The following is a 22,900-nucleotide window of genomic DNA, read 5'->3' as shown; positions in this document are numbered from 1 at the left end:
CAAATCTGAGAGATTTCAAAGGATCGGCACAGACTCCGATCAGGACCGATCGGCACCATGGATCCCGAGGACCCACTCGGCGAGATGAGGTGTGCGATGGTCGATATCGAGATCACGGGTACGACGGTCACCGTCCATGTCCGTGGCACCCACCGGTTGCTCTCGCTGTGCGAGCGGGTGCGCTTCGATCTGTCTCACGTCGTGGCTGTCGCGCCCGCCGAGGTCGATCTGCGGCCGCCGTGGATGCGCGCGCCCGGCACCTTCTTCCCGGGCGTGATCGCGGCCGGTGTCTTCCGCGGCAAAGGCCGCAAGGAGTTCTGGGATACCCGCTTCGACGGTCGTGGGGTGCGGATCGAACTGGCCGGCACCGAATTCAGCCGGATCGTCGTCGACGTGGAGGAGCCGGACGAGGTGCGCCGGATGCTGGCGCGCGCCGCCGCGGCCTGAGCCCCCGCCCGCACACCCCGAACGGGGTGAATCTCGCTGCCTCACAGCCCATTGCGACACGCCGAATCGGCGTGCCGCGCGCGACACGCCGAATAAGTCTGGCATTGGGGCTAATCCGCAGTTTCGCAGATGGCGGTTCATCGACTATGAATGGCATGTGCCGTTCCCACTTCGTGAACACTTGCCGGCCACCGTATCTCACCGGGCGGTGGTCTAGTTGACCGTCGAACATCCCGGAGAAGATGAGGTCAGGCAGCTCGCGCGACGGGTCGAGAAGGCCCGCGGGCGGCTTGCGTACCAGTTCGATCCGGCGCTGACCGAGGCCCTCTCCGAGAACGAGCTGCAGGCCGAACGTGAACTCGCGGAGAAGATCCGCGAGCAGGAACGCGAACAGCGCTGGAAAAATGTACAGGCGGCGGCATCGACGTCCGACCGCGCCAGGCAGACCTCCGAAGCGATCGCGAAGGCCGATATGCGAGATCTGTTGATGGCCCGCAAGGCAATTGCGGCGCAGAGACGAGAATCCAGCCCGCACGCCAAGGTGGCGTCGCTGTATCGGCATCGCGCCTGGTCGATGCGCGCTCTCGCGGGTGTGGTCATCGCCGGCATGCTGTGGTCGGCGGTCAACGTGCAGCACAACATCGCTCCCGGCGGCCCCACCGATCCGCTGTACTGGTTCAGTTACCTGCTCGAAGGCATGATCAGCGTCTGCCTGGTCATCATCATGATCGGCACCAACAAGGTCGCCGAATGGGGCATCCTGGAGAGCCGCCGCCAGGTCGCGCTCGCCGAACTGGCCCTGCTGGCGCTGACCGTCGGCCTCAACACCTACCCGTACCTGCGCAGCGGCGACTGGTACAACGTCGGCGTGCACGCCGTGGCTCCGGTGATGATCGGTGTGGCGCTGCTGGTGCACGACGCGGCCAGCCAGCGCTACGGCCAGGCCATCACCCAGGCCACCGATCAGATCCGCGATCTGCCCGACCCGGCCGAACAGATCCGCCGGAGCATGCCGACCTTCGTCAGCTTCATCCGGCAGTCCGCGCCCGACACCCGCCCGGCGCCGATGGCCGCGCTGCCGGGCGCCGGCGACACCACCACCACTACCACCGAGGCGCCGGCCACCGAATCCGCGCGCACGGTGGAAACGGTCGATCCGATCGTCGAGCCGGACATCTGGACCCCGAAGAAGTCCGCGAGTCGCCGGTCCGATACCGATGCGGCGGATTCGGTCGCCGACGGCAAGGCGAGCAAGCCCCCGAAATCCGATGCCTCCGACGACGACTCGGATCCGCTGAGCGCCTACGACACCGGCCAGTTCCGCATCGCGGACAGCCTCGAACAGGAACTCGAACAGATCCGTGCCGAGCGGAAGGCGGCCCGCGCCGCGAAGCAGCGCGCGGGCTCCAACGGCTCGATCATCGACTGATCCATACCCCGGTACGTCCCCTCGTACCGTCTGCACAACAGCCCGGCGCGACCAGCGCCGGGCTGTTGTCGTTCCCGACCGGCGTGGCACAGGTCACTGTGGGACGCCTCCGACTACAGTGCCTGCGGTCAGCGCAATCATTGCCGGCGTTTTCGGGTTTCGTGTGGAAGTTCGAGGAGGCGTGGTTTTGCTCGTCCGTGGTTCCGGATGCCGATGAGCATCCGCAAGCAGGCACTCGGGTTCGGCGCATTCGCCATCGTCTCGGTTCTGGTCACGGTGGTGATCTGGAATACGCTGGCGCGCACGGTGAACGGCCCGACCGACCGCTATTCGGCGATCTTCAGCGATGTGCTCGGGCTGCGGCCCAACGACGACGTGCGCATCGCGGGTGTGCGGGTCGGCAAGGTCACCGCGATCGGCTTCGACGTCAACCCCCAGACCAACAAGCATCTGGCGAAGGTGACGTTCGAGGTGCAGCGCGATCAGCACCTCTACAGCGACACCAAGGCGCTGGTCCGTTACCAGAACCTGATCGGTCAGCGGTATCTCGCGCTGGCGCCCGGCACGGCGCCGGATGCGCATCTCCTCGCGGCCGGTGGGCGGATTCCGCTGGAACGCACCGAGCCCTCCTTCGATATCTCGGCGTTCCTCAACGGTTTTCAGCCGCTGTTCGAGAATCTGCTCCCGGAGCAGGTGAACGACCTGTCGACGACGTTGATTCAGGCGCTGCAGGGCGACGGGGTGTCGTTGTCCACCTTCATCACTCAGGCCGCCGCATTGGCCACCGACTTCGAGCGGCGCGACGCGATCCTGAAAGACATCATCACGAACCTGTCCGGAGTGATGTCGGGCCTGGCCCGGCGCAGCGACGAACTGGAAACCCTGATCACCCAGACCCGCGCGCTGATCAGCGGCCTCTACGAACAGGGGCGGTCGCTGCTGGCCTCGACGGAGCAGATCGCCGGTGCCACCGATAGTTTGGTGGCGATGGTCTCGCAGGTGCAGCCGAAGCTGGCCCCCGCGCAGAACTCCACCCGGGACGCGCTGACGCTGCTGATCGGCAACGGCGCGAAATTGGATCAGGCCGCGATCGATCTGCCCGGAATCCTGTCCGATGTCGGCAAGTTCTCCGGGGACGGCACCTACGCCACCGCGTATCTGTGCTCCCTCGACATCTCGCTGTACGGAATCCTGTTTCCGCGTGGATTGTTCTCGCAGATCGGCGGGCACAACCAGTCGGCGGTCTGCCGCCCCTGACCCGTGACGCGGACGGGCCCGGCTCCGAAGTAGGAGCCGGGCCCGTTGTTCGTGCGCTCAGGCGCGACTGCGGATCGCCTTGTAGATGACCAGAATGATCACGGCACCGACGATCGCGCCGAGGAAAGTGTGCTGGACGGGCGGGTGGACGCTGAACTTGTGCGGGGCGAAGACCAGACTGCCCAGGGTCCCGCCGACGTAACCGCCGACGATGCCTAGCACGATGGTCAGAATCCAGCCGAAGTTCTCCTTACCGGGAACCAGGAGGCGAGCGATCGCACCGGCGATGAGGCCGATGATGATCATCGTGATGATACCCATGGTGAATCTCCTTGCGGGCAACCTGTAGGGGACCCGACCGTAGCAGGGGGAAGGCCCGGTTCGCAGGCGCATGTGCCTATAGTCACCGGACTGGCGCAATAGTGTGTGACCGGGCGTTATGCGGGTACTTCGGTCCGAATTCGAAGGCCCGGACAAGACGTCGCCCCAGGCGAATTCGCGCCCGGGGCGAAGGGGGTGTGCCGGCCGATTACAGGTCGACGGGCGTCTTCTTGGCCACGCTGCGGACCTCGACGGCGTAGATCATCTCCATCACGCCCATGAAGATCAGCCACCAGCCGACGACCAATGCCAGCACGGTGATCGAGTGGATGGGCCAGACCACCAGTGCGATACCACCGATCAACAGCAGGATGCCGAAGAAGATCGACCAGCCGCGACCCGGAACCCCTTGCGGCGTCTCGGCTCCCGCGACCATGGCGGCGATGCCGCGGAACAGCCAGCTGATGCCGATCCACAGGCCCAGCAACACCAGGGAGTTGCCGATGCTGCGGAAGGCGAAGAAGGCGAGAATGAACGACAGGATGCCGCTGATGAGGGTCAGCACCCGGTAGCCGGTGCTGACGTGCGGGCCGAAGGCGGCGACCAACTGCAGAATTCCGGAGATCAGCAGGTATACGCCGAACAGAATGCCGGCCACGGCGAGCGTCGGACCGGGCCAGACGAGCACGATAATCCCGACGATCACCGACAGCAGGCCGATGACCAGCAATGATTGCCATGCGCCACGGGCCAATTGGTGCAATGGCCCCACGTAAACTCCCTCTTTGCTGGTTGTCATGTGGGCAGGATAAGTCCAGTGGAGTCGATAGCGGGCAATTAACCAGTATCGAACGAGTTACGTTGTGCGAGCGAGTGCCGCGAGCGCGGCGCCGGGGATGGCGAGAATTCGTGCCCGAAGTCCCTTCGATGCACGAAATCGGCGTGACGCCCGGCCCCGGCGGGGGTTTTCGCATCGGCCGCTGCGCTGGATGGCCGGAGACGCCTCCTGGATCGGACCCTGATCGAGCGCGGGCAGCGGTCCCGCGGTCGAGACCCCTGACCGGGAGATGGAGTGCTCATGATTCTCGTGACCGGATCCACCGGAACCGTCGGACGTGCCGTGATCGATCACCTGCTCGCCGCGGGCGAACCGGTGCGCGCCCTGACGCGTCGCCCCGGCGCCGCCGCGCTGCCACCGGGGGTGGAGGTCGTCGGCGGCGATCCCGGGCGGCCGGATACGGTGCCGCCCGCCCTGCGCGGGGTATCCCGGGTGTTTCTGCTGTCGTCCGGCCCCGATCTCGCCGAACACGACCGCACTGTCGCGACCGCGGCCGCGCGGGCGGGGGCCGAGCGCATCGTGAAGCTGTCCTCGGGTCGCGCCGGCGATACCGAGGCGACCGATCCGATCCCGGCCTGGCATCGCGCCGGTGAGCGTGCGGTAGTCGACAGCGGGCTCGCGTGGACGATCCTGCGCCCCTTGGGCTTCATGTCCAACGCCCTGCACTGGGCGCCGACGGTGCGCGAGCACGATACGGTCTACGCCCCCTACGGGCATGGGCGTATCGCGGTGATCGACCCGTCGGATATCGCCGCGGTCGCCGTCGCCACACTGGTCGAGGCGGGGCACGACGCCCGCATCCATATGCTGAGCGGCCCGCAGGCGTTGACGCCGGGCGAGCAGACCGGGATTCTGTCGGAGGTTCTGGGCAGGCCGCTGCGCTATGTGTCCACCGAACCGGCGCAGGCGCGTGCCGCCCTGCTCGGCACCGGGGTCGGCGAGGTCATGGCCGACGCGATCATGGCGCTGCGGGCCACCGCACTGGATTCGTTCACCTCGGTGATCCATCCGGACGTGGAGCAGATCACCGGCCGCCCCGCCCGCACCTTCCGGGAATGGGCCCGCGACCATCGCGCCGAATTCGAATAGGCAACGGCCACAACGGTTTCACGCCGGCCGCACCGGTCGTCGGCGGTCGGCGCGGCGGCGATGGATAGGCTGGGTGCGGGTATCGACACCTGTCCACCGCTGCGCAGAATCGAGGCGTCATGGAACTGAGTCTGCACTACTGGAACTTCTCGACTCCCGCCGATCCGGCGCTCACCGCCGGCGCCATCGCGGAGACCGCGCGGATCGCCGAGGAGGGCGGTTTCGCCGAATTCACGGTGATGGATCACTACTTCCAGATGGAACACACCGGGGTGGCCGAGGAGCCGATGCTCGAGGCCTACACGACCCTGGGGTACGTCGCCGCGCTGACCGAGCGGATGCGCCTGGCAGTGCTGGTGACCGGGGTGATGTACCGGTACCCCGGCCTGCTCGCCAAGATCGTCACCACCCTGGACGTGCTGTCGGGCGGGCGAGCGCAGCTCGGTATCGGCGCCTCCTGGTACGAGCGGGAGCAGCGCGGGCTGGGAGTGCCGCTGGTGCCGATGGGGGAGCGCTTCGAACGACTCGAGGAGACGCTGCAGATCTGTCTGCAGATGTGGAGCGACGACAACGGCCCGTACCGGGGCGCGCACTACCGGTTGGACGAAACATTGTGTGTACCGGCGCCGTTGAGCCGTCCGCGGCCGCCGATCCTGATCGGTGGTGGCGGAGAGAAGAAGACCCTGCTGCTGGTCGCCCGCTACGCCGACGCGTGCAATCTGTTCGCCTCCTCGCCCGAGGATGTCGCGCACAAACTCGACGTGCTGCGCGCGCACTGCGCGGCGGAGGGCCGCGATTACGAAGCGATCCGCAAGACCGCCACCTACCTCGGCCCGGTCGTGAACGATCCCGACGCCTTCGTGGCCGACGCCGAACGCTATGCGGCACTGGGGATTACGCAATTCGACATCATGCCCGACCGGGATCCGGTCGAATACGCCGAACGGGCGGCGGAGCTGGTGCCGCGGCTGCGTTCACTCTGATTCGTCCACTGTGATTCGTTCACCCCGATGCGCGGCCGTACTCGCCGAAGGCCGGTTCCAGCAGATCGAAGATCCGCTCGGCCTCGGCGGTGACGGTGGCCGCGACGTGGTGCCGCGAGGCGCCCGACAGTTGTAGCTGCTGAATCCGCTGGAACAGCAGTCGGCAGGCCGCCGCGAAGTGGGCGGCGGCCGCCCGGCGCAGCAGGTCGTCACCGGGCAGCACCTCGGCGAGGGCCTGTTCGCGCAGCTCGTGAAGTTCGCGCACCCGCGCGGTGAGTGTGGGGCTGTCGGCGAGCATGCGGCTGAACTCCGGTCCCGAGAAGCCGAGGTCGGCGGCGTGATCCTGGGCCGCGGTACGGAACCGGCGTCGTAGCGCGTCGAGGGCCGATTCGTTCGCGGCGCGGGCGGTCACCGCCGCGGCGAGGGCGCCGACGAACTGCTCGTGGTGATCCAGTGCCAGATCCTCTTTGCGGGGAAAGTAGTTGGTGACGGTCTTCTTCGCCACCCGTGCGGCCTCGGCGATCTCGGCGATCGTGGTCGCTTCGAATCCACGCTCGATGAACAGTCTGGTCGCGGTGTCGGAGATCTCCTGGCGGGTCTGCTGCTTCTTGGTCTCCCGCAGTCCCGGGGGTGCGCTGGTCATGTCAGAAGATTACCACCGACGTAAAAATCGCCTTGACGTACTTCGAGACGTCCGCCTAATCTTACGTCGGTAGTAAGAATTTGACCCGGTTGCCCGGCACCCGCTGCCGAGTCATCCGAGTTCCAGTTGGCGGCATATCGCCCAGGTCGAAAGGCGCTGTCAGTGCGCGCAATCCAGTTCACACCGGCCACGGATCGCCTCGCGGACGCCCGGATCGTGGAGATCGAACGTCCCGTGCCCGGCCCCGGGCAATTGCTGGTCCGTACCGAGTTGACCGGTGTGAGTGTCGGCCTGGTGCGGATGCTGCGGGCCGATGCCGCGGCGAATCCCGGCGGGGAGATGGTCGGAACGGTGGTCGCGGTGGGTTCCGATCTCGGAGAATCCTGGATCGGCACTCGGGTGGGCGGGGTGGTGTTCGCCTCGTTGTACGCCGAATACGTCTGTGCCACACCGGCGATGGTCACCGAGATCCCGGCCGGCGTGCCGGCGGCCGACGCTCTTGCCGTGGTGCGTGGCGGCCTGGTCGCGATGGGGGTGGTGCGCGCCGCGAAATCCGTTGCGGGCAGCTCGGTTCTGATCACCGCCGCCGCCTCCGGAGCCGGACATCTGGCGCTGCAGCTCGCCCGGGCGGCCGGAGCGACCCGGGTGGTCGCCGCGGTCGGGTCGGCCGGCAAATTCGATTTCGTGCGGGAGTGCGGCGCCGATGCCGCGGTGACCTACGACCGTCCGTGGTCCGAGACCTTCGATGTCGTGCTCGACGGTGTCGGCGGTGACATGGTGCAGCGCGGTGTGGACAGCCTGGGCCCACACGGCACGCTGGTCGCCTTCAGCGCGGGCGGCGGCCCGGTCGACACCTCCACGTTGCTGGGTGAGCTCAAAACGGTCACCGGTTTTTCGATGGGATTGCTGTCGCGCACCGAACCCGAACTGATCGAGCGGTACCGGGCGCAGTTGTGGAAGCTGATGGAGCAGAACGAGTTACGGCCGCGCGTGCAGGTCCACGATTGGACCGAAGTGGATGCCGTCATCGATCTGATCGCCACCCGCCGCACCGTGGGGCGGATGGCGATCAGCGCCGGACCCGGCGTGTGATGAGCGCGTCGGCTCACAACACCGCCTGGGTCTGGGTGACCTTGCCGACGAGTTTGCCGGCGTCGTCGTGGATTTCGGTTTCCACCACGATGAAGCTGCGCCCCGCGTGCAGTGGCGTCGACGAGGCCACCGCGTAACCGGACCGTACCGCCCGCAGGAAGTTCGTCTTCGACTCCACGGTCGTGGTGCCCTGCTTGCCCTCCGGCAGATTCAGGTACGCGCACACCGCGCCGGTGGCGTCGGCCAGCGACATCAGTACCCCGCCGTGCAGGACGCCGCCGAGCGTGCACAGGCTCTCGTCCCACGCGAGCCGGCTACGCACCAGCTTCGGCCCGTGCTCGAGCACCTCGACGCCGAGCTTCTCGGTGAACGGCATGGTGCTGTGGAACAGCCGGGTTCCTTCGGTATCGATCATGAGGTCGAGCTTGCCCGTACGCGTGCGCGAGGTCCATTACCTTCGGGGTAACGATCGCGCGCGGACCGCATCGGCCACCAGTTCAGCGGGCCCATCAATCGCACCAGCGCCGGCACCAGCAGCATCCGCACCAGCGTGGCGTCGATGATCAGCGCCAGGATCATGCCGAGGCCGAGGAAACGCATCGGCGTCAGCGGGGACAGCGTGAAGGCGCCGGTGATGAACACCAGAAGCGTTGCGGCGGCGGTGATCACGCGGGCGGTGCGAACCGTGCCGGTGCGGACCGCGGACACGGTGTCGCAACCGGCGTGGCGGGCCTCGACCATGCGCGAGAGTAGGAAGACCTCGTAGTCGGTGGAGAGCCCGAAGACGACGGCGATGATCAGCACCATCATCCCCGCCGAGAGCGGTCCCACGCTCACGTGCAACAGGTCGGCCAGATGGCCCCGGCAGAAGATCCAGGTCAGGATGCCGAAGGTCGCCGCCAGGCTGAGGAAGGCCAGCAGTACCGCCTTGACCGGCAGCACCGCCGAGCGGAACGCCGCGCCGAGCAGGATCAGCGTGGCGAGCACCATCACCGCGATCATCAGCGGCATCCGGGAGGTGATGGCCGCGACGCTGTCCACGGTGGCCGCTGTGTCGCCGCCGACCTGGATGTCGACGCCCTCGGGTGGGTCGAGTTCCCTTATGCGCGTGACGGTTTCGGTCGCGGCGGGGGAGCGGTCGGGGTCGTCCAGCGCCGCGTGCAGCACGACCGCGTCGTCCACCGTGGCGAGTCGCTGCACGTCGTGCACACCCGGGATCGCGCCGAGCGCGCGGATCGCGGCGGCGGTGGGCCGGGAGTCGGGCGGTGCGCCGTCACCGCGCAGCAGGACGGTCGCGCCGCTGCCGGCCTCCGGGAAACGGGTGGCGAGTTCGTCGACGCCCGCGCGCACGGCATTGCCCGCCGGCAGGGCCGTGTGGTCGACATCGCCGAGCCGGACGCCCAGCACCGGCGTGGCGAGTGCGAGCAGGAGCCCGCCCACGGCGACGGCCACGAGGCCGGGCCGGCGCACGACCGCGTCGACCACCCGGCCCCACCACCGCTCGGCGCGCCGCTGTCCGCGGTCGAAGGCGTCGCGGCGCCAGCTCCAGGCGCCGACGCGGTGACCGAGCAGCGCCAGCGCGGCCGGCAGGACGGTCAGCGACAGCCCCGCGGCCAGCAGCACCGCCGCGATGGCCCCGAAGCCCAGCGACCGCAAAACGGCCTGCGGGAAGACGAACGTTCCAGCGAAGGCGCAGGCCAGCAGCAGCGCCGAGAATCCGACGGTGCGACCGGCGGTGGCCAGGGTGCGGGTCACCGCCTCGGGGACCGCGACGTCCGTCGCGAGCTCCTCCCGGAATCGAGTGACCACGAACAGCCCGTAGTCGATGGCCAGGCCGAGCCCCAGCAGCGAGGCCACGTTCACGGCGAACACGCTCACCTCGGTGACGTGCGCGATCACTCCGACCGCGCCCAGTGAGCCCACGACGGCGAGCACACCCACCAGCAGCGGCAGGCCGGCGGCGACCACCCCGCCGAACACCAGCACCAGAATCGCCGAGGTGATCGGCAGCGACACGGATTCGGCGAGAACGAGATCGTGACGGGACTGGCGGTCGATCTCGTCGGCGAGTGCGCTGTAGCCGGTGAAGCGCACCGAGACGCCGGGAACGGTCAGCGCAGCGGCGATGTCGTGGTAGGCCGCGATGCGTCGATTGTCGTCGCCGGCGGCGAACACCACGGCCAGCCCCTGTCGGCCGTCCGCCGACCGCAGGAAGCCCTGGCGCGGTGGGGCGTTGTTCCAATAGGTCTGCACCGGCTGGGCCAGCAGCGCCGGATCGATGTGGTCCACCGCCCGCTGGACGCGCGGGCCCAGCGCGGTGAGGTCCTGTCCGTCGGGCGCGGTGTAGATCGCGATCACATCGGGGTTCTGCCGGCCCAGATGCGCGGTGACCACCCGGTCGACGAGCGCGGATTCGCTTCCGGGATCGGCGAATCCGGCCGCGCTCACTCGCTGCTGGACGTCGGCGCCGAACAGTCCGCTCATGATCGCGAATCCGATCGCCGCGAGCAGCACCAGCTTCGGTCGCGTGCCGACGAGCCGCGCCCAGCGCGTCATGCGCGCACCGAATCCGGTTGCGGCAGTTCACTTTCCAGCGTGACAGCGATGCGGTCCAGCAGCGCTTCGAGCCGATCCTCGATGCCGTGGCCGTTGCGCGCGGAGACCGTCAGCTCGGTGCGGCCGCCGGCCTCCACCATCGCGAACAGCAGCGGCATCGCGACGCTGTGCTGCGGCAGCACCCGCACCGACGTGGGCGACCAGCCGGGCACCGCCAGTTCGCTCAGATCGAAGCGGCCCATATGCGAGACCGTCGCCGAGGCGAGGTTGCGCCCGAGGCGGGCGCCGAGCGCGTTGGTGGTGCGCAGAATGAGGCGGCCGACCGCGTGCGGCGCGTTGGCGATCGCGCCTGCGGCCAGCTGATTGAGTTCCGTGCGTTCCCGCAGACCCGTGCGCATGCCTTCGCGAACCTGCCGCCAATCCTGGCCGGGCCGGATGTCGAGGAACAGCGGCAACGCCAGATTCGCCGTCGATCGCAGCTGTGGGTCGTGGCGGCGCAGGTCGACCGGCACCATGATCCGCTGCGTGCTGCCCGCGGCGTCGGCCAGCAGCGCCGACACTCGTGCCACCGCACCGGGACCGGTGGCCGCGATACTGCGGTGCCGCAGCAGATGCCGGGGGCCGCCGACCTCCTGACGGCCGTGGCCGACCGCCGAGCGGAAGCGGGGAATCATCGCCGTGGGACGGCCGGGTGCGCCGAGGCGCCGCACCAGTTCCCGGTCGGCGACCGGGTCGCGAAGCTCCTCCGGTTGTTGCCCGCGCAGCGCGGCGAGGACGTTGCGGGCCCACAGCACCATGCCCATCCCGTCCATGACGCCGTGGAACACCCGGAAGATCACGGTGACCGGGTCGCCGGTCAGCAGCAGCACCTCACAGGTGGTCTCCGGGGTGGGGCCGATCGCCGACGCGAGTACCGGGTCCGCCTCGAGGCGGTCGTAGTTCACGGCGTGACCGGGAAGCTCGCGCACGGCGGGCGGAACACCGGTGTCCACCCAGTATTTGCCCTCGCACCGCAGCCGCGCGCCCGGGCAGGCGGCGGCCGCGACCGCGACTGCCCGGCGCAACCGCTCCGCGTCGAGGGTTCCGGTTCCCGGAATCGCCAGTTGCATCAGAAACGGCGGCGCCATATCCCGCATGGGAAAGTACATGCGCTCGGTGGTCGAGATCCGCCGCCGGAAGACGGTGCTCATGATCGGCTCCTGACTGTGCGTTACCGCAGCTCGCGGGTGAGTTGCTCGATGCCGCCCTCGGATTCGAGCCAGGACAGGAACCGGGCCAGGCCCTGTTCGCGGTCGATGACCGGCGCGTACCCGAAATCCCTTGCCGCCGCGCCGGTGTCGTAGGTCGCGGTGCGGGTCAGCAACGCCACCACATAGCGCGACAGCGGTGGCGACCAGCGCCGTGCGATCGCCGGTACGCGCCAGACGGTGTCGATCACCGAGACGGCGGCCGCCAGCACCCGCGGATCGGGCCGGCGGCTGGGCGCGGGGTAGCCGAGCCCGCCCGCCACCTCGGCGAGAAATGCCCATACGTCGGTCTTCTCCGCGTCGGCGACGAAATAGGCCTTGCCGCCGACCCGGTCGGAGCCGGCGGCGCCCAGGCAGGCGTGCACGATGTTGTCGACATGGCACAGCGACGCCTGGACCGAGCGGCCGAACGACAGATCGGGCAGGCGCCCCTGCGCGGTCCGGCCGAGCAGGCGCACGATCGGCCCGGAGCGATCGCCGGCTCCCCAGATCGCGCGCGGCCGCAACGCGCAGGTGGTGAAACCCGCGGTGTCGGCGGCCAATACGGCGCGCTCGGCGGCGGCTTTGGTCTCGGAGTAGAAGTTCAGATAGTGGCGCGGATACGGCACCGATTCGTCGATGTCGATCTGATCGCCGCCGTCGCGATCCATCAGGGCGCTCGGGCTCGAGATGAACACGAAACGCGTCGCTCCCGCGGCCCGGGCGGCGCGCAGCAGGACTTCGGTGGCGCGCAGGTTCTCGGCGCGAAACTGTGCGCGGGTGCCGCGTTCGTCGACGCGGGCGGCACTGTGGAACACGACATCGACTCCGGCGCAGGCACGCTCGAGCGACGCCTCGTCGGTGAGGTCGCCGAAGGCGACCCGCACTCCGTCGAGATCGGGCAGATCGCCGAGGTTGCTGGTGCGCCGCGCGAGCACGGTCACCTCGTGGCCGCCTTCGCGTACCAGGTGGCGGGCCAGCGCGCCGCCGAGAAATCCGGATGCGCCCGTGACGAGTGCCTTCACCGTTGGTTCTCCTCTGAAGATGCCGTGCTGCGCGCGGTTTCGGTACGCCACCAGGTGAGGCCGAACAGCTGCGTCATGACGGCGGTGTACAGGCGGGACCGGCCGCTGCCCCGCGCGGCGCGCAACGCGACCGGAATCTGGGCGGCGTGCACACCGATGCTGAGCACCGCATCGATCCACCACAGGGTTCGCAGCCAGCGGCGGCCGGAGTCCCGGACCGCCGGACCGGCCAGCAGAAACAACCAACCGGCGATCGGAATACCGCGCAGTGCGACAACTTTCACCGTCATCGCGCCGCCTTGGTGATCTGCCGGGCCGCCCATTCCGCGAGCTGTTCACGCCCGATCTTGGCGTTGTGCCGGATATCCACCGGGAAGCTCGGATGGCACAGGAACTCCGAAATCTTGGTGGTGAGCTCGAATTCCGCGCCACGCGCACGCAGCGCGGCGGTCACGCCGTCACGATCCGCGCCCGCGCGCGGTTCCACACACAGCACGGGGCGCTGCGCTCCGGCCGGGCCCACTCCGACCAGTGCTGTGCGCGCCACACCGGCGACGGCGTTGAAGATCTGTTCCACCTGCACCGTGAACATGGGCCCGTCGGCGGTGCGGACCCGCTGAGATTTGCGCCCACAGAACCAGATTCGTCCCTGATCGTCGATCCACGCCAGGTCGCCGGTGCGATGCCAGACGGTCTCGCCGTCGATGATCTTGCCCGTGGCGTTCGCCGCGGCGGGCCAGTAGTAGCGGGTGCTCACATTCGGCCCGGCCACCACCAGTTCGCCGATGCCGCCGGTGGCCGCCAATTCCCCTTCCCGGGCTTCGGCGTCCGCCCAGGTGGGGAGCGGGTCGTCGGTAATCGCGACGACGCGGGCCCGAACCCGGTCGGCGGGGCGGCCGATGCAGGTGCCCGCACCGGTGCGGGCGCGTTCGGACAGGCCGTCCAGCAGTTCGCGCGATTCGATCGTCGACATCGGCAGCGCCTCGGTGGACCCGTATCCGGCGTAGACCAGCACATCCTCGTCGAGCACCGCGCGCAGGCCGGCGATACACCGGTCCGGGACCGGTGCGCCCCCGGAGTAGATACTGCGCAGCGTCGGGAGCCGGGTGCCGGTCTGTTCCAGATGGCGCAGCAGCGGGATCAGCACGGCGGGAGAGGCGAACATGGTGCGCACGCCGAATCGGCCGATGGCATCGGCCACGTGCGCCGGATCGGTCGAACCCACCTTGCTGGGGATCAGCGGCGGCAGCACGCACTGGGAGCCGAGCAGCAGATCCAGGATGCCGACCAGTGGCAGCGTGATCAGTGAGGTCTGCGGCGGCACATGCCCGCGCGCCGCGTGGACCTGCTCGACCATGGCCGACAGATTGCCGTGGGTCATCTCCACGGCCTTGGCGGGTCCGGTGCTCCCGGTGGTGAAGGCGATCATCAGCAGGTCGTCGTCGGGAGCCGGAGTGCGGTCCGGCGCGGTGCCGGACGGGCGGCGGCCCCAGCTGTCGAAGGCCGCTCCGCCCCAGAACCAGCGCCGCCCGACCGTGACCGCGACCCGAACCCCGCGAAAGTAGCGGCGGAACAGCACTCGCGCCGCATGCGCCTGCGGAATGCCGATGAACGCCTCGGCGTCGGCCGCCCGCAGGCACCGCAGCATCCGGCGCAGTCCCATGCCCGGATCGATGACCACCGGTACGGCACCGATCTTCAACAGGCCCAGCATGATCGCGTACAGCTCCGGCCCGGGCAGCACCAGCACGATGGTGCGGGTTCGGCTGCCCACACCCGCGGCGGTGAGCTGCTCACCGATCGCGTCGGACCAGCGATCCAGCTCGGCGTAGCTCAGCCGCCGATAGTGCGGCGTGGGCGTGTGCCCGGCGTCGGCGAAATACACCGCGGTGCGGTCCGGTTCGGCGGCGGCGACCACGCGGAACCGGTCGACCGCGCGCCAGTAGGTACCGCTCACGCCACCGCACCGGCGGTGACCGGCAGGCGGTATACCGCGGCCGCCGCGGACGGTCCCGCACCCGCCGCGACGAACAGTACGGTGCCGAAGCCGATGAGCGAGTCCTCCTCCACCGCACAGTGATAGGCCAACGGCAGCGAGGCGGTGTGCGGATCGCCGGCGGACAGATCGGGGGCGCGGACCGCACCGATGCCGAGGGTGTCCGCCAGCAACTGCGGGAACTTCGGGGTGGGTGTGGACGCGATGAGAACCGTTGCGGCGGGATCGATTCCGTCGGCGTCGAGGGCGCGCCGACCGGCGTCGGCCGCGACCTCCAGCAGCCGGTCCTCGAATCCGGGTTCGCGTTCCACCGTCATCAGTCCGCGCCCGGCCGTGCCCATCGTGGTGACGTCGACATACGACCGCACCGCGGGGGAGCCCGAACCCGCGACGGTGTGTACCCGGCCGAAGCCGACCGGCTCGTCGGTGTGCTGGAGCAGCAGCGCGGCACCGGCGGTGGCGTAGGGGAATTCGTCGTCGGCCGCCGATCGGGCCAGTGACGGATGGGTGTCCCCGGAGACGATCAGGACATGGCCGGACCCGGCGGTCTCGAGAATCGACTGGGCGACCTGGACCGCGTTGAGCACACCGGTTGCGCCGTTCATCAGGTCGAAGGAGAACGAGCGCGGATCGCCGAATCGGTAGTCCAGTCCGATCCCCGCCTCCTTCTGGATCAGCGCCGACACCGCCGGTTCCACGGTGTTGGAGTCGCGGAAGATGCCCGCGTTGATGAGCACCGCGACCTGCTCCGGCGCGATCCCGGCGCGTTCGAGGCTGCGGCGCGCGGCCCGGCCACTGTGCTCGACGATGCTGAACGTGTCGCCCTCGCGACTGATTCCGGTGGATGTGATGGCAACGCCCATGACCAGTACCTCAGACCTTCAGAGACGAAATCGTGGTGGACAGGAAGCCGCCGACCACTCCGGAGGCGGCCGGAACCATCAGCAGTTTCGAGCCGGCCGGGATCTCACCGCGACTCAGATGGTCGTGCAGCACGATGAAATGCGAAGTGCTGGAGGTGTTCCCGTATTCGGTCAGCACATTGAGGTCGGGCGGCATCGGGGCGCCGAATTCCCGTTCGGCGATGGCGTTCATGTACGGGATCGCCGCCGCGCCGAACTGATGGTGGATGACGAAGTCGAAGTTCTCCTCGGCGAATGTGGTGCCGCGCTTCTCGTAGAACATGCGCTGGGTGTCGGTCCACAGCAGGAAACGCGCTTCGTTGTGCATCTTGCGGTTGTCGGTGTAGAGCGCGACGCCCTGAGTTTTGTCACTGGGCATGCCCAGGCACAGGTGGGAGAACTCCGAGGCGGTGACCAGTTCGATGTAGTCGATACGGTCGGCCTCGTCGACGGAACGGTCGAGCACCACCGCGGCCGCGGAATCTCCCACAGTGAGCGACGCGAATTGCAGATCGTATTTATCGGAAATTTCGCGCACCGCGGTATCGGCGATGGGGGTAATGGCCTCGCCGCTCACCACGATGCCGTTGCGCACCATTCCGGAGCGAATCATCCGATCGAGAATGTAGGCTCCGCTGAGCATTCCCGCGCAGGCATTGGAAAGGTCGAAGGTTATCGCGTTCTTCGCGCCGATCCGTTGTGCCAGAGCCGAGGCGAACGACGGCTCCATATATATTCTGTCGGCGTCCTTACTTCGGGTGATGGAGGTGGAGATGACCACCTCGATATCCGACGCGGAGTACTGTGACCTGGATAAACAGTCGTCCAGCGCCTTGCCGGCCAGGACGAACGAGTCTTCGTAGGTTTCCGGGCCAGTATCGTGAACGCGGCGTTCGCGCACGCCTGTGATCTTTTCGAGATCGAAGGCCGGCGGTACGGTGAGGCGCGATATCAATTCCTCGGTGGTGACCCGTTTTTCGGGTAGATATGCGCCGATCGCTTCGAAACGAGAATGCGGCACGCCGCCTCCTGAATTGGCATGACGAATGCTTGCGGAATTTGTTCGTGACGTGATGCTACCCGAGAGTAACTAGAGCATTCTTGATCCGCATCTCGACGCGTCGGCGGAGTAGGCGCGCCGAAGATGTATTTGTGACAGCAAGTCGCAGCAAGTAGTAACTATCTGGCTATCGATATGCGCGGTCTCTACGACGGCGCTTTTGCCGGAGTGGGGCGCAAATCGAGTACCCGCTAACTCGCAGAGCGCCGAATTGTTGGTGAAACTTCACAGCGTCCGGGGTCGTCGATTGTGAGAGACCTCACCGACCGCGGGGCTGCCGTGACTCGCCTCAGCCGAGCCGCGCCACCACCGCGCGCGGCAGTCGCGGCAGCACGAGGTTCAGTGCGCGCCAAGGCCATTGCGGCACACAGGCGCGCACCGGCTCGGCCTCGATCGCGGTGACCATCGCGGCCACACCGCGCTCGAGCGGAACGACCAGCCGGGCGTCGTCGGCGCGCGCGGACATCTCGGTGGCGATGAACCCCGGCTGCACGGTGGTCACCGCGATCGGGCCGCGGCGCAGTTCGATCGCCAAACCCTCACCGAGCGCGGACAATCCGGCCTTGCTCGCCGAATACGCGGCCTTCTTCCCGGGCAGTCCCCGCACCGCGCTCATCGACGAGATCAGCACCAGATGCCCGGCGCGCTGTTCGCGGAAGATCTGCAGTGCGGCCTCGGCCTGGGCGAGCGCGCTCACGAAATTCGTTGTGGCGGTCGCGATATTCGCATCCGCCCGGCCGGTGCCCAGGGCCGCGCCCTTGCCCAGGCCGGCGTTGACGATCACCCGATCGAGTCCACCGAACTCGTCGCGGAATTCACCGAATACCCGGGGGACCGCCTCGTGATCGTCCACATCGAGCGTCCGCAGCGAAACCCGGATATCGGGATGGGCCGCCAGCAAGTCGTCCCGCAGTGTGCGCAGCTTCTCCATGCGGCGCGCGCACAGTGCGAGTCGCGCCCGCGCGCGGCGAACTGGCGGGCCATTTCGGCCCCCAGGCCCGCACTCGCACCGGTGATGAGAATTCTGCGCCTGGTCATGGCATCCCACCCTAGTGCGGCCCGGCCTCGTGATCAGGAAATCCGGCGGGCCCCGGCGGCGGGCACGGCGACGAAGAATCGCGGTGGCGAGAAACCGTCGTCGCGAAATCGCCGCCGGATGGCGGCCGCGATCGAATCGGTGCGGCCGATATCGGTTACGGCGATGATGCTGCCGCCGAATCCGCCGCCGACCATGCGCGCACCGTGGGCGCCGGCGTCGAGCGCGGCCGCCACCGCCGCATCCAGTTCCGGCGTCGAGACCTCGAAATCGTCACGCAGCGAGGCGTGGGCGCTGGTGAGCAGCGGCCCGATCGCGCGCGGATCGCACCCGTCGCGCAGCAGGCCGACGACGGTCAGCACGCGGGCGTTCTCGGTGACGACGTGGCGGGCGCGCCGCCGCAGTACCGGATCCGCCAATCGCTCGGTTTCCGCCGGATCGGTGACGGCTCGCAGCGAATGGACGCCCAGGGCGTGCGCGGCCTGCTCGCATTCGCGCCGGCGCCGGCCGTACCCGCCGTCGGCCAGCCGGTGCGGGGTGTCGGTATCGGCCACCAGCAATTGCAGCCCTGCCGCGGCGAGATCGAAGGGAACCTGGGCGCAGTCGCCGGTGGCGAAGTCCAGGAACAGGGCGTGCCCCGCCGTGCAGAGCAGCGAGGCGGACTGGTCCAGGGTCCCCGTCGCGGCGCCCACATACGAGTTCTCCGCGGCCCGCCCGATGTCGATCAGCTCCGCACTGTCGGCGTCGATCCCGAACAGATCACGAATCGCCAGTGCGACAGCGCATTCCAGCGCCGCCGAGGACGACAGTCCGGCACCCACCGGCACCGCCCCGTCGATCTCCAGCACCACCCCGGACAGTTCGTGCCCGCGGCGCCGGTATTCGTGCACCACGCCCAGCGGATAGCGGGCCCAGCCGGTGACCGCGGAGTCGGCGAGTCCGTCGAGTGATTCGCGGACCTGTCCGGCGTGCTGTTTCGAACTCACCCGCACCGCGCCGTCCGAGGTGATCTCGGCGGTGCAGGTCACGACCTGGGGCAGCGCGATCGGCAGTGCGTAACCGTCGTTGTAGTCGGTGTGCTCGCCGATGATGTTGACCCGGCCGGGCGCCACCCATACCCCGCGTCCGGGCGTCGTGCTCACCGCGCCTCCCGCAACTCGGCGGCCACCGTCTCGGGGGTGGTGTCACTGATGAACACGTTCATCCCCGATTCCGAACCGGCAAGATACTTCAATTTGTGCGCCGTCCGCCGGATCGAGAAGAGCTGCAGGTGCAGCCACCAATCATCACCGGGCACAACGGATTTCGGTGCCTGGTTCCACGCCGCGACATAGGGCATCGGGGTGTCGAACCGGCGCGCGAAGCGTTGCTGCACATCCAGGTAGAGATGTGCGAAACCGTCGCGCTGGGCATCGTCGAGATCGGGGATGTCGGCCACCCGGCGGTGCGGATAGAGCTGGACCTCGTAGGGCCAGCGGGCGAACGGCGGTACGAAGGCGGTCCACTCCTCGTTCGCCGCGACCACCCGGATCCCGGCGGCTCGCTCGGCGCCCAGCAGATCGCCGAACAGATTGCTGCCGTGCGCCTTTCGATGTCGGGCCGCGTTGGCGGCCATCGTCGCCGTGCGCGGGGCGGGGAAGGGGTAGGCGTAGATCTGGCCGTGCGGATGCGACAGCGTGACGCCGATCTCCTCGCCGTGATTCTCGAAGCAGAACACCTGGGCCACGCCGTCGAGCGCTCCGAGTTCGGCACTGCGCTGGGCCCAGGCATCCACCACGAGCCGTGCCCTGCCCGGATCGAGCTGGGCGAACGAACTGTCGTGGTCGCTGGTGAAGCACACCACCTCGCAACGGCCGAACCCGTTGCGCAGCAATGTCTCCGGTGACCCTTCGACGTGGTCGGGAAGTTCGGCGCGGCCGGTCGACAGCGACGGGAAGCGATTCTCGAACACCACCACCTGATAGTCGGCCTCGGGGACCTCGGTGGGATGGCCGGGGCGCGACGGGCACAGCGGGCACAGATCCGCCGGTGGCAGGAAGGTCCGGCTCTGGCGGTGCGAGGCGATCACCACCCACTCGCCCAGCAGGGGATCGAAACGGGCCTGGGAATGCGTGCTGGTGCGGGGCAGGTCCCGGGTGTCGATGGCGGTGCGGGGCACCGGCTCGCTGTCGAAGTAGATGATCTCGCGGCCGTCGGCCAGCGACCGACGACTCACCACCGGACTCGGCCGCGCCATCGCATCCCTCCGCTCGATCCACCGGATCTCAGCGGACAGTAACACCGCGGCCGCGGCAGCCGGCGAGTGCCGAATCCGGCGCGGCGCATCCGATCGGACGAACCGCGCCGGATCGGCCTCGCTCAGTACTCGCTGCCGAACAATCCTCCCGGCCCGTAGGAACCGGTCGGCGGCGGCGCCGGCATCATCACCCAGCCGCCGCAGTTGGCCGAGGCGAATGCGACATCGGACGGTTTGATCAGCACCCGCACCGGAGTGGTGTGGGTGCGGTCGCTGGCGACGATGGCGGCGTTCGGGTCCGGCGGATCACCGGGTTCGGGAATCTTCCACAGGCGCTCCCAGGAACAGTCGTGCGCCGGGTCCGCCGGCCCTGCGGACTGATAGATACCGGGCGCGATATCGACACCGACCCGGTACATACCGTCCCCGGCAATGGTGGTCGCCGGATCGGCGGCCGCGGCGCCTGATCCGAGCATCGTCACCGCGGACGCGACGGTCCCGGCGATCACAAACGTGCGTCCACGCACGGCGGTCCTCCTCGATCTCGCAGACGGCCGTCGACTATCGGGCGGCCGGAGAAGATCCCCGCATCTTCCGGGGCCTTGGTCTATCAGAATTCCGATAGGCGCGGACCGGATCGTGGAAATATCTGGAGATTCGACAACGCCCGGTGAGCGGGGGTGGGAGGCCCCGGAAATGCCATCGCTGAACGTCCCCGCGGGATCCCCTCGCGCCCACGGGGACGGCACCCACATGCGGTTCGACCGCCGAGGTGCGAGATGGGAACGTACTGCAGCGTCGGCGGGGAGTGCAACACAGCGGTATTTCAGAATTAAATTACTGTGGCGAATCATCCGGATTCAGCATTCCGGCTTTTTCGCTCGCGGGCCTGGATATCGGCCGATTACGCGGAACCGAACGGCGGCAGCGACATTCGGGCAATGATGCGCATTCGGTTCGGATTCCGTTCGGATGTGGTCAGCGACACAAACCTGCCGGTTGTTCCGCGACGTCGGCGGGCGAGGCGGCGATGGGATAGCTCTGAAATGTCCGTTTCTCGCCGGAGGTGACGTCGGATTCGCTGCCCGACCGGCGTGTCTGCGGAAATGACGTGTCACCACTGCTTTGATGGGGGTAACGGTTCAGTAACTGAGCTTGCGCATGTGATGCTGCCGTTGCAACAGTGAACCACTGGGTTTGATGTTACTAGTGGGAAGGGAGGGGTGTGCCCGTCCCGGGTGCGCCGTCCGAACATGAACCATCCACGCATCATCAAGACCGGAGTCAGGCTCGCCGTCGCCGCGGTCACCACGGCCGGTGTGCTGGCGCCCGCCGCCGCCCTCGCCGCGCCGGCCGCGCCCGCGGATCCCGATATGTCGACCACATTGGCGGGTAAGACGGTATTTCTGGACCCGGGCCATCAGGGCACGAACCACTCCGAAGACCTCAATCGTCAAGTGGACAACGGGCGCGGCGGCACGAAGGAGTGCCAGACCACGGGCATGACCAGCCGCGGTGGCGTCCCCGAGCACACCATCAACTGGAATGTGGCGCAGCTGGTCCGGCAGTCGCTCGAGGCACTCGGCGCGCATGTCGTGATGAGCCGCCAGGACGACACCGGCTGGGGCGGATGCGTCGACGAACGCGCGGCGGCCGCCAACAGCTCGGGCGCCGCGGTGGCCGTCAGCATCCACGCCGACGGCGCACCGGAACAGGATCACGGATTCCATCTGATCGTGCCGCAGTTGCCGGTGCCGGACGCCAAGGCGAATCAGGCGCAATCCGGTCCGGGCCAGGTCGCCACGAACGCCGTGCGCGACGCTTACAAACAGGCCGGATTCGCGCCCGCGAATTACGCCGGCGCGGTCGACGGTCTGCAGACGCGGTCCGATATCGCGGGTCCGGCGCTGACCGAGGTGCCCGATGTCTTCATCGAAATGGGCAACGGCGCGAATGTCGACGACGCGGCAATGCTCGAGTCGGCCGACGGGCAGCTCAAACACGCCATCGCGATCACGACCGGGCTGGTGAGTTATCTGATCGGAGTGGCCCCGGGCGGTACGTCACCGGCCGCATCGCCGGCCGACAGTCCCGCGAGCGCGCCGCAGACCGGTGCATCGGAGAGCACCACGTCGCCGAGCGCCACCCCCCAGAGTCCGGCACCGCAGAATGCCGCGCCGGAAAGTGCGTCCCCGCAGGGATCGGCGACGCAGAATTCGGATGCCCAGAGTTCCGGCACACCGAATTCAGCCACCCCGAATTCCGGCACCCAGAATTCGGGCGCTCAGAATTCGGGCGCTCAGAATTCGGTTGCGCCGCAGCAGAATTCGGCAACCGACACGTTGCGTGGCGCGCCGAACTCCGGCGCCACGCAGTCCGCACCGGCATCCACCTCGCCGTCAGCGCCGGGCACGACGCAACCGGGTTCGAATCCGGCGGGCGCTCCGGCCGGTACCTATCACACGGCGCCGGGAACCTATTCGACCACCGAGCCGGGCACGTCCGGGGCCTCGCCGCAGACCTCGACCGCACCCGGAACCAACGGCACTCAGAAGACGCCGCAATCCGGTTCCGCCGCCGGTAATCTCGCCACCACCGCGCTGCGGTTGCTGCTGCCGCTGGCGAAATCGCTCGGCCTGGGCGACGGTGCGCTCGATTCCGAACTGGTGAATCTCGCCTACGCCCTGGTCTCCACCCTCCTGGGGCCGAGTAAGTAGTCGGTCCCGTTCGTGCCCGCCCCTCCGCACGAAGGGGCGGGCACGAC

Annotated in this window: 21 protein-coding genes and 1 pseudogene; 7 read left to right on the top strand and 15 right to left on the bottom strand. The window is 68.3% G+C overall.

Annotation, left to right across the window (positions count from 1 at the left end; all coding sequences use genetic code 11):
- The first annotated feature begins 96 nt into the window (after positions 1 to 96).
- The 3 genes from NMI01S_RS21460 to NMI01S_RS21450 all read left to right on the top strand — a co-directional run bounded on the left by NMI01S_RS21460 (position 97) and on the right by NMI01S_RS21450 (position 3,133).
- Entirely contained in the window at positions 97 to 447 is a 351-nt protein-coding gene (locus tag NMI01S_RS21460; protein WP_063000001.1) for a hypothetical protein, read from the top strand.
- Between the two features lie 217 nt (positions 448 to 664).
- Positions 665 to 1,876 (top strand): hypothetical protein, encoded by a 1,212-nt coding sequence (locus NMI01S_RS21455; RefSeq protein ID WP_062999738.1) that lies wholly within the window; start codon positions 665 to 667, stop codon positions 1,874 to 1,876.
- A 213-nt stretch (positions 1,877 to 2,089) separates the two neighbouring features.
- On the top strand, positions 2,090 to 3,133 hold the full coding sequence (locus NMI01S_RS21450; protein WP_062999999.1) for an MCE family protein: 1,044 nt from the start codon (positions 2,090 to 2,092) through the stop codon (positions 3,131 to 3,133).
- A 57-nt stretch (positions 3,134 to 3,190) separates the two neighbouring features.
- On the opposite strand, the gene NMI01S_RS21445 is transcribed toward NMI01S_RS21450, so the two are convergent.
- Together NMI01S_RS21445 and NMI01S_RS21440 are read right to left on the bottom strand one after the other, a co-directional pair.
- On the bottom strand, positions 3,191 to 3,454 hold the full coding sequence (locus tag NMI01S_RS21445; protein ID WP_036505761.1) for a GlsB/YeaQ/YmgE family stress response membrane protein: 264 nt from the start codon (positions 3,452 to 3,454) through the stop codon (positions 3,191 to 3,193).
- A 208-nt stretch (positions 3,455 to 3,662) separates the two neighbouring features.
- Complete coding sequence (locus NMI01S_RS21440; RefSeq protein ID WP_039778780.1) at positions 3,663 to 4,253, bottom strand: HdeD family acid-resistance protein; 591 nt, start codon at positions 4,251 to 4,253, stop codon at positions 3,663 to 3,665.
- Positions 4,254 to 4,532: 279 nt separating this feature from the next.
- On the opposite strand from NMI01S_RS21440, the gene NMI01S_RS21435 reads away from it, so the two are divergent.
- Both NMI01S_RS21435 and NMI01S_RS21430 read left to right on the top strand, forming a co-directional pair.
- On the top strand, positions 4,533 to 5,381 hold the full coding sequence (locus NMI01S_RS21435) for an NAD(P)H-binding protein (RefSeq protein WP_062999736.1): 849 nt from the start codon (positions 4,533 to 4,535) through the stop codon (positions 5,379 to 5,381).
- Positions 5,382 to 5,500: 119 nt separating this feature from the next.
- Positions 5,501 to 6,364, top strand: a complete 864-nt coding sequence (locus tag NMI01S_RS21430) for an LLM class F420-dependent oxidoreductase (protein WP_062999734.1) — start codon at positions 5,501 to 5,503, stop codon at positions 6,362 to 6,364.
- A 19-nt stretch (positions 6,365 to 6,383) separates the two neighbouring features.
- On the opposite strand, the gene NMI01S_RS21425 is transcribed toward NMI01S_RS21430, so the two are convergent.
- Complete coding sequence (locus NMI01S_RS21425; RefSeq protein ID WP_062999732.1) at positions 6,384 to 7,007, bottom strand: TetR/AcrR family transcriptional regulator; 624 nt, start codon at positions 7,005 to 7,007, stop codon at positions 6,384 to 6,386.
- 162 nt (positions 7,008 to 7,169) lie between these two features.
- On the opposite strand from NMI01S_RS21425, the gene NMI01S_RS21420 reads away from it, so the two are divergent.
- The gene (locus tag NMI01S_RS21420; protein WP_062999730.1) at positions 7,170 to 8,099 is read left to right on the top strand and encodes a quinone oxidoreductase family protein; all 930 of its coding nucleotides are present in this window, start codon (positions 7,170 to 7,172) and stop codon (positions 8,097 to 8,099) included.
- A gap of 13 nt (positions 8,100 to 8,112) precedes the next feature.
- Here the strand turns inward: NMI01S_RS21420 and NMI01S_RS21415 are convergent, their stop codons facing one another.
- The 12 genes and pseudogenes from NMI01S_RS21415 to NMI01S_RS21360 all read right to left on the bottom strand — a co-directional run bounded on the left by NMI01S_RS21415 (position 8,113) and on the right by NMI01S_RS21360 (position 20,663).
- The gene (locus NMI01S_RS21415) at positions 8,113 to 8,514 is read right to left on the bottom strand and encodes a PaaI family thioesterase (protein WP_062999728.1); all 402 of its coding nucleotides are present in this window, start codon (positions 8,512 to 8,514) and stop codon (positions 8,113 to 8,115) included.
- On the bottom strand, positions 8,511 to 10,655 hold the full coding sequence (locus NMI01S_RS21410) for an MMPL family transporter (protein WP_062999726.1): 2,145 nt from the start codon (positions 10,653 to 10,655) through the stop codon (positions 8,511 to 8,513). Before NMI01S_RS21410 ends, NMI01S_RS21415 begins: the two co-directional genes overlap by 4 nt.
- Positions 10,652 to 11,845, bottom strand: coding sequence for a hypothetical protein (locus NMI01S_RS21405; protein ID WP_062999724.1), 1,194 nt, complete (start codon positions 11,843 to 11,845; stop codon positions 10,652 to 10,654). The genes NMI01S_RS21410 and NMI01S_RS21405 overlap by 4 nt, the downstream gene beginning before the upstream one ends.
- A 20-nt stretch (positions 11,846 to 11,865) precedes the next feature.
- Positions 11,866 to 12,906: an NAD-dependent epimerase/dehydratase family protein gene (locus tag NMI01S_RS21400; protein WP_062999722.1), complete on the bottom strand. Its 1,041-nt coding sequence runs from the start codon at positions 12,904 to 12,906 to the stop codon at positions 11,866 to 11,868.
- The gene (locus NMI01S_RS21395) at positions 12,903 to 13,196 is read right to left on the bottom strand and encodes a hypothetical protein (RefSeq protein ID WP_062999997.1); all 294 of its coding nucleotides are present in this window, start codon (positions 13,194 to 13,196) and stop codon (positions 12,903 to 12,905) included. The genes NMI01S_RS21400 and NMI01S_RS21395 overlap by 4 nt, the downstream gene beginning before the upstream one ends.
- On the bottom strand, positions 13,193 to 14,863 hold the full coding sequence (locus tag NMI01S_RS21390) for a fatty acid CoA ligase family protein (RefSeq protein ID WP_062999720.1): 1,671 nt from the start codon (positions 14,861 to 14,863) through the stop codon (positions 13,193 to 13,195). Before NMI01S_RS21390 ends, NMI01S_RS21395 begins: the two co-directional genes overlap by 4 nt.
- Positions 14,860 to 15,765 carry a beta-ketoacyl-[acyl-carrier-protein] synthase family protein gene (locus NMI01S_RS21385; RefSeq protein ID WP_062999718.1) on the bottom strand — a complete coding sequence of 302 codons (906 nt, stop codon included), beginning with the start codon at positions 15,763 to 15,765 and terminating at the stop codon, positions 14,860 to 14,862. Before NMI01S_RS21385 ends, NMI01S_RS21390 begins: the two co-directional genes overlap by 4 nt.
- Positions 15,766 to 15,775: 10 nt before the next feature.
- Positions 15,776 to 16,825 (bottom strand): 3-oxoacyl-ACP synthase III family protein, encoded by a 1,050-nt coding sequence (locus NMI01S_RS21380; RefSeq protein ID WP_062999716.1) that lies wholly within the window; start codon positions 16,823 to 16,825, stop codon positions 15,776 to 15,778.
- Between the two features lie 328 nt (positions 16,826 to 17,153).
- Positions 17,154 to 17,902 (bottom strand): annotated as a pseudogene (locus tag NMI01S_RS21375) (SDR family oxidoreductase).
- A gap of 33 nt (positions 17,903 to 17,935) precedes the next feature.
- Positions 17,936 to 19,042, bottom strand: a complete 1,107-nt coding sequence (gene galK / locus NMI01S_RS21370) for a galactokinase (RefSeq protein WP_084513114.1) — start codon at positions 19,040 to 19,042, stop codon at positions 17,936 to 17,938.
- On the bottom strand, positions 19,039 to 20,100 hold the full coding sequence (galT, locus tag NMI01S_RS21365; RefSeq protein WP_062999992.1) for a galactose-1-phosphate uridylyltransferase: 1,062 nt from the start codon (positions 20,098 to 20,100) through the stop codon (positions 19,039 to 19,041). Before galT ends, galK begins: the two co-directional genes overlap by 4 nt.
- Before the next feature lie 158 nt (positions 20,101 to 20,258).
- Positions 20,259 to 20,663, bottom strand: a complete 405-nt coding sequence (locus NMI01S_RS21360; protein WP_062999714.1) for an Rv1352/Rv1906c domain-containing protein — start codon at positions 20,661 to 20,663, stop codon at positions 20,259 to 20,261.
- Between the two features lie 726 nt (positions 20,664 to 21,389).
- Here NMI01S_RS21360 and NMI01S_RS21355 point away from each other — a divergent pair.
- On the top strand, positions 21,390 to 22,853 hold the full coding sequence (locus tag NMI01S_RS21355; RefSeq protein ID WP_062999712.1) for an N-acetylmuramoyl-L-alanine amidase: 1,464 nt from the start codon (positions 21,390 to 21,392) through the stop codon (positions 22,851 to 22,853).
- Positions 22,854 to 22,900: the final 47 nt, after the last annotated feature.

Source organism: Nocardia mikamii NBRC 108933 (genome assembly GCF_001613505.1).
Taxonomy (GTDB): domain Bacteria; phylum Actinomycetota; class Actinomycetes; order Mycobacteriales; family Mycobacteriaceae; genus Nocardia; species Nocardia mikamii.
Note: the sequence above shows the minus strand (reverse complement) of the source record. Positions and strands in the feature narration are given on the sequence as shown.

Coding starts and splice junctions, on each gene's coding strand:
- NMI01S_RS21460 (WP_063000001.1), top strand. CDS start 97: ATGGTCGATATCGAGATCACGGGTACGACGGTCACCGTCCATGTCCGT.
- NMI01S_RS21450 (WP_062999999.1), top strand. CDS start 2,090: ATGAGCATCCGCAAGCAGGCACTCGGGTTCGGCGCATTCGCCATCGTC.
- NMI01S_RS21445 (WP_036505761.1), bottom strand. CDS start 3,454: ATGGGTATCATCACGATGATCATCATCGGCCTCATCGCCGGTGCGATC.
- NMI01S_RS21440 (WP_039778780.1), bottom strand. CDS start 4,253: ATGACAACCAGCAAAGAGGGAGTTTACGTGGGGCCATTGCACCAATTG.
- NMI01S_RS21435 (WP_062999736.1), top strand. CDS start 4,533: ATGATTCTCGTGACCGGATCCACCGGAACCGTCGGACGTGCCGTGATC.
- NMI01S_RS21430 (WP_062999734.1), top strand. CDS start 5,501: ATGGAACTGAGTCTGCACTACTGGAACTTCTCGACTCCCGCCGATCCG.
- NMI01S_RS21425 (WP_062999732.1), bottom strand. CDS start 7,007: ATGACCAGCGCACCCCCGGGACTGCGGGAGACCAAGAAGCAGCAGACC.
- NMI01S_RS21415 (WP_062999728.1), bottom strand. CDS start 8,514: ATGATCGATACCGAAGGAACCCGGCTGTTCCACAGCACCATGCCGTTC.
- NMI01S_RS21410 (WP_062999726.1), bottom strand. CDS start 10,655: ATGACGCGCTGGGCGCGGCTCGTCGGCACGCGACCGAAGCTGGTGCTG.
- NMI01S_RS21405 (WP_062999724.1), bottom strand. CDS start 11,845: ATGAGCACCGTCTTCCGGCGGCGGATCTCGACCACCGAGCGCATGTAC.
- NMI01S_RS21395 (WP_062999997.1), bottom strand. CDS start 13,196: ATGACGGTGAAAGTTGTCGCACTGCGCGGTATTCCGATCGCCGGTTGG.
- NMI01S_RS21385 (WP_062999718.1), bottom strand. CDS start 15,765: ATGGGCGTTGCCATCACATCCACCGGAATCAGTCGCGAGGGCGACACG.
- NMI01S_RS21355 (WP_062999712.1), top strand. CDS start 21,390: ATGAACCATCCACGCATCATCAAGACCGGAGTCAGGCTCGCCGTCGCC.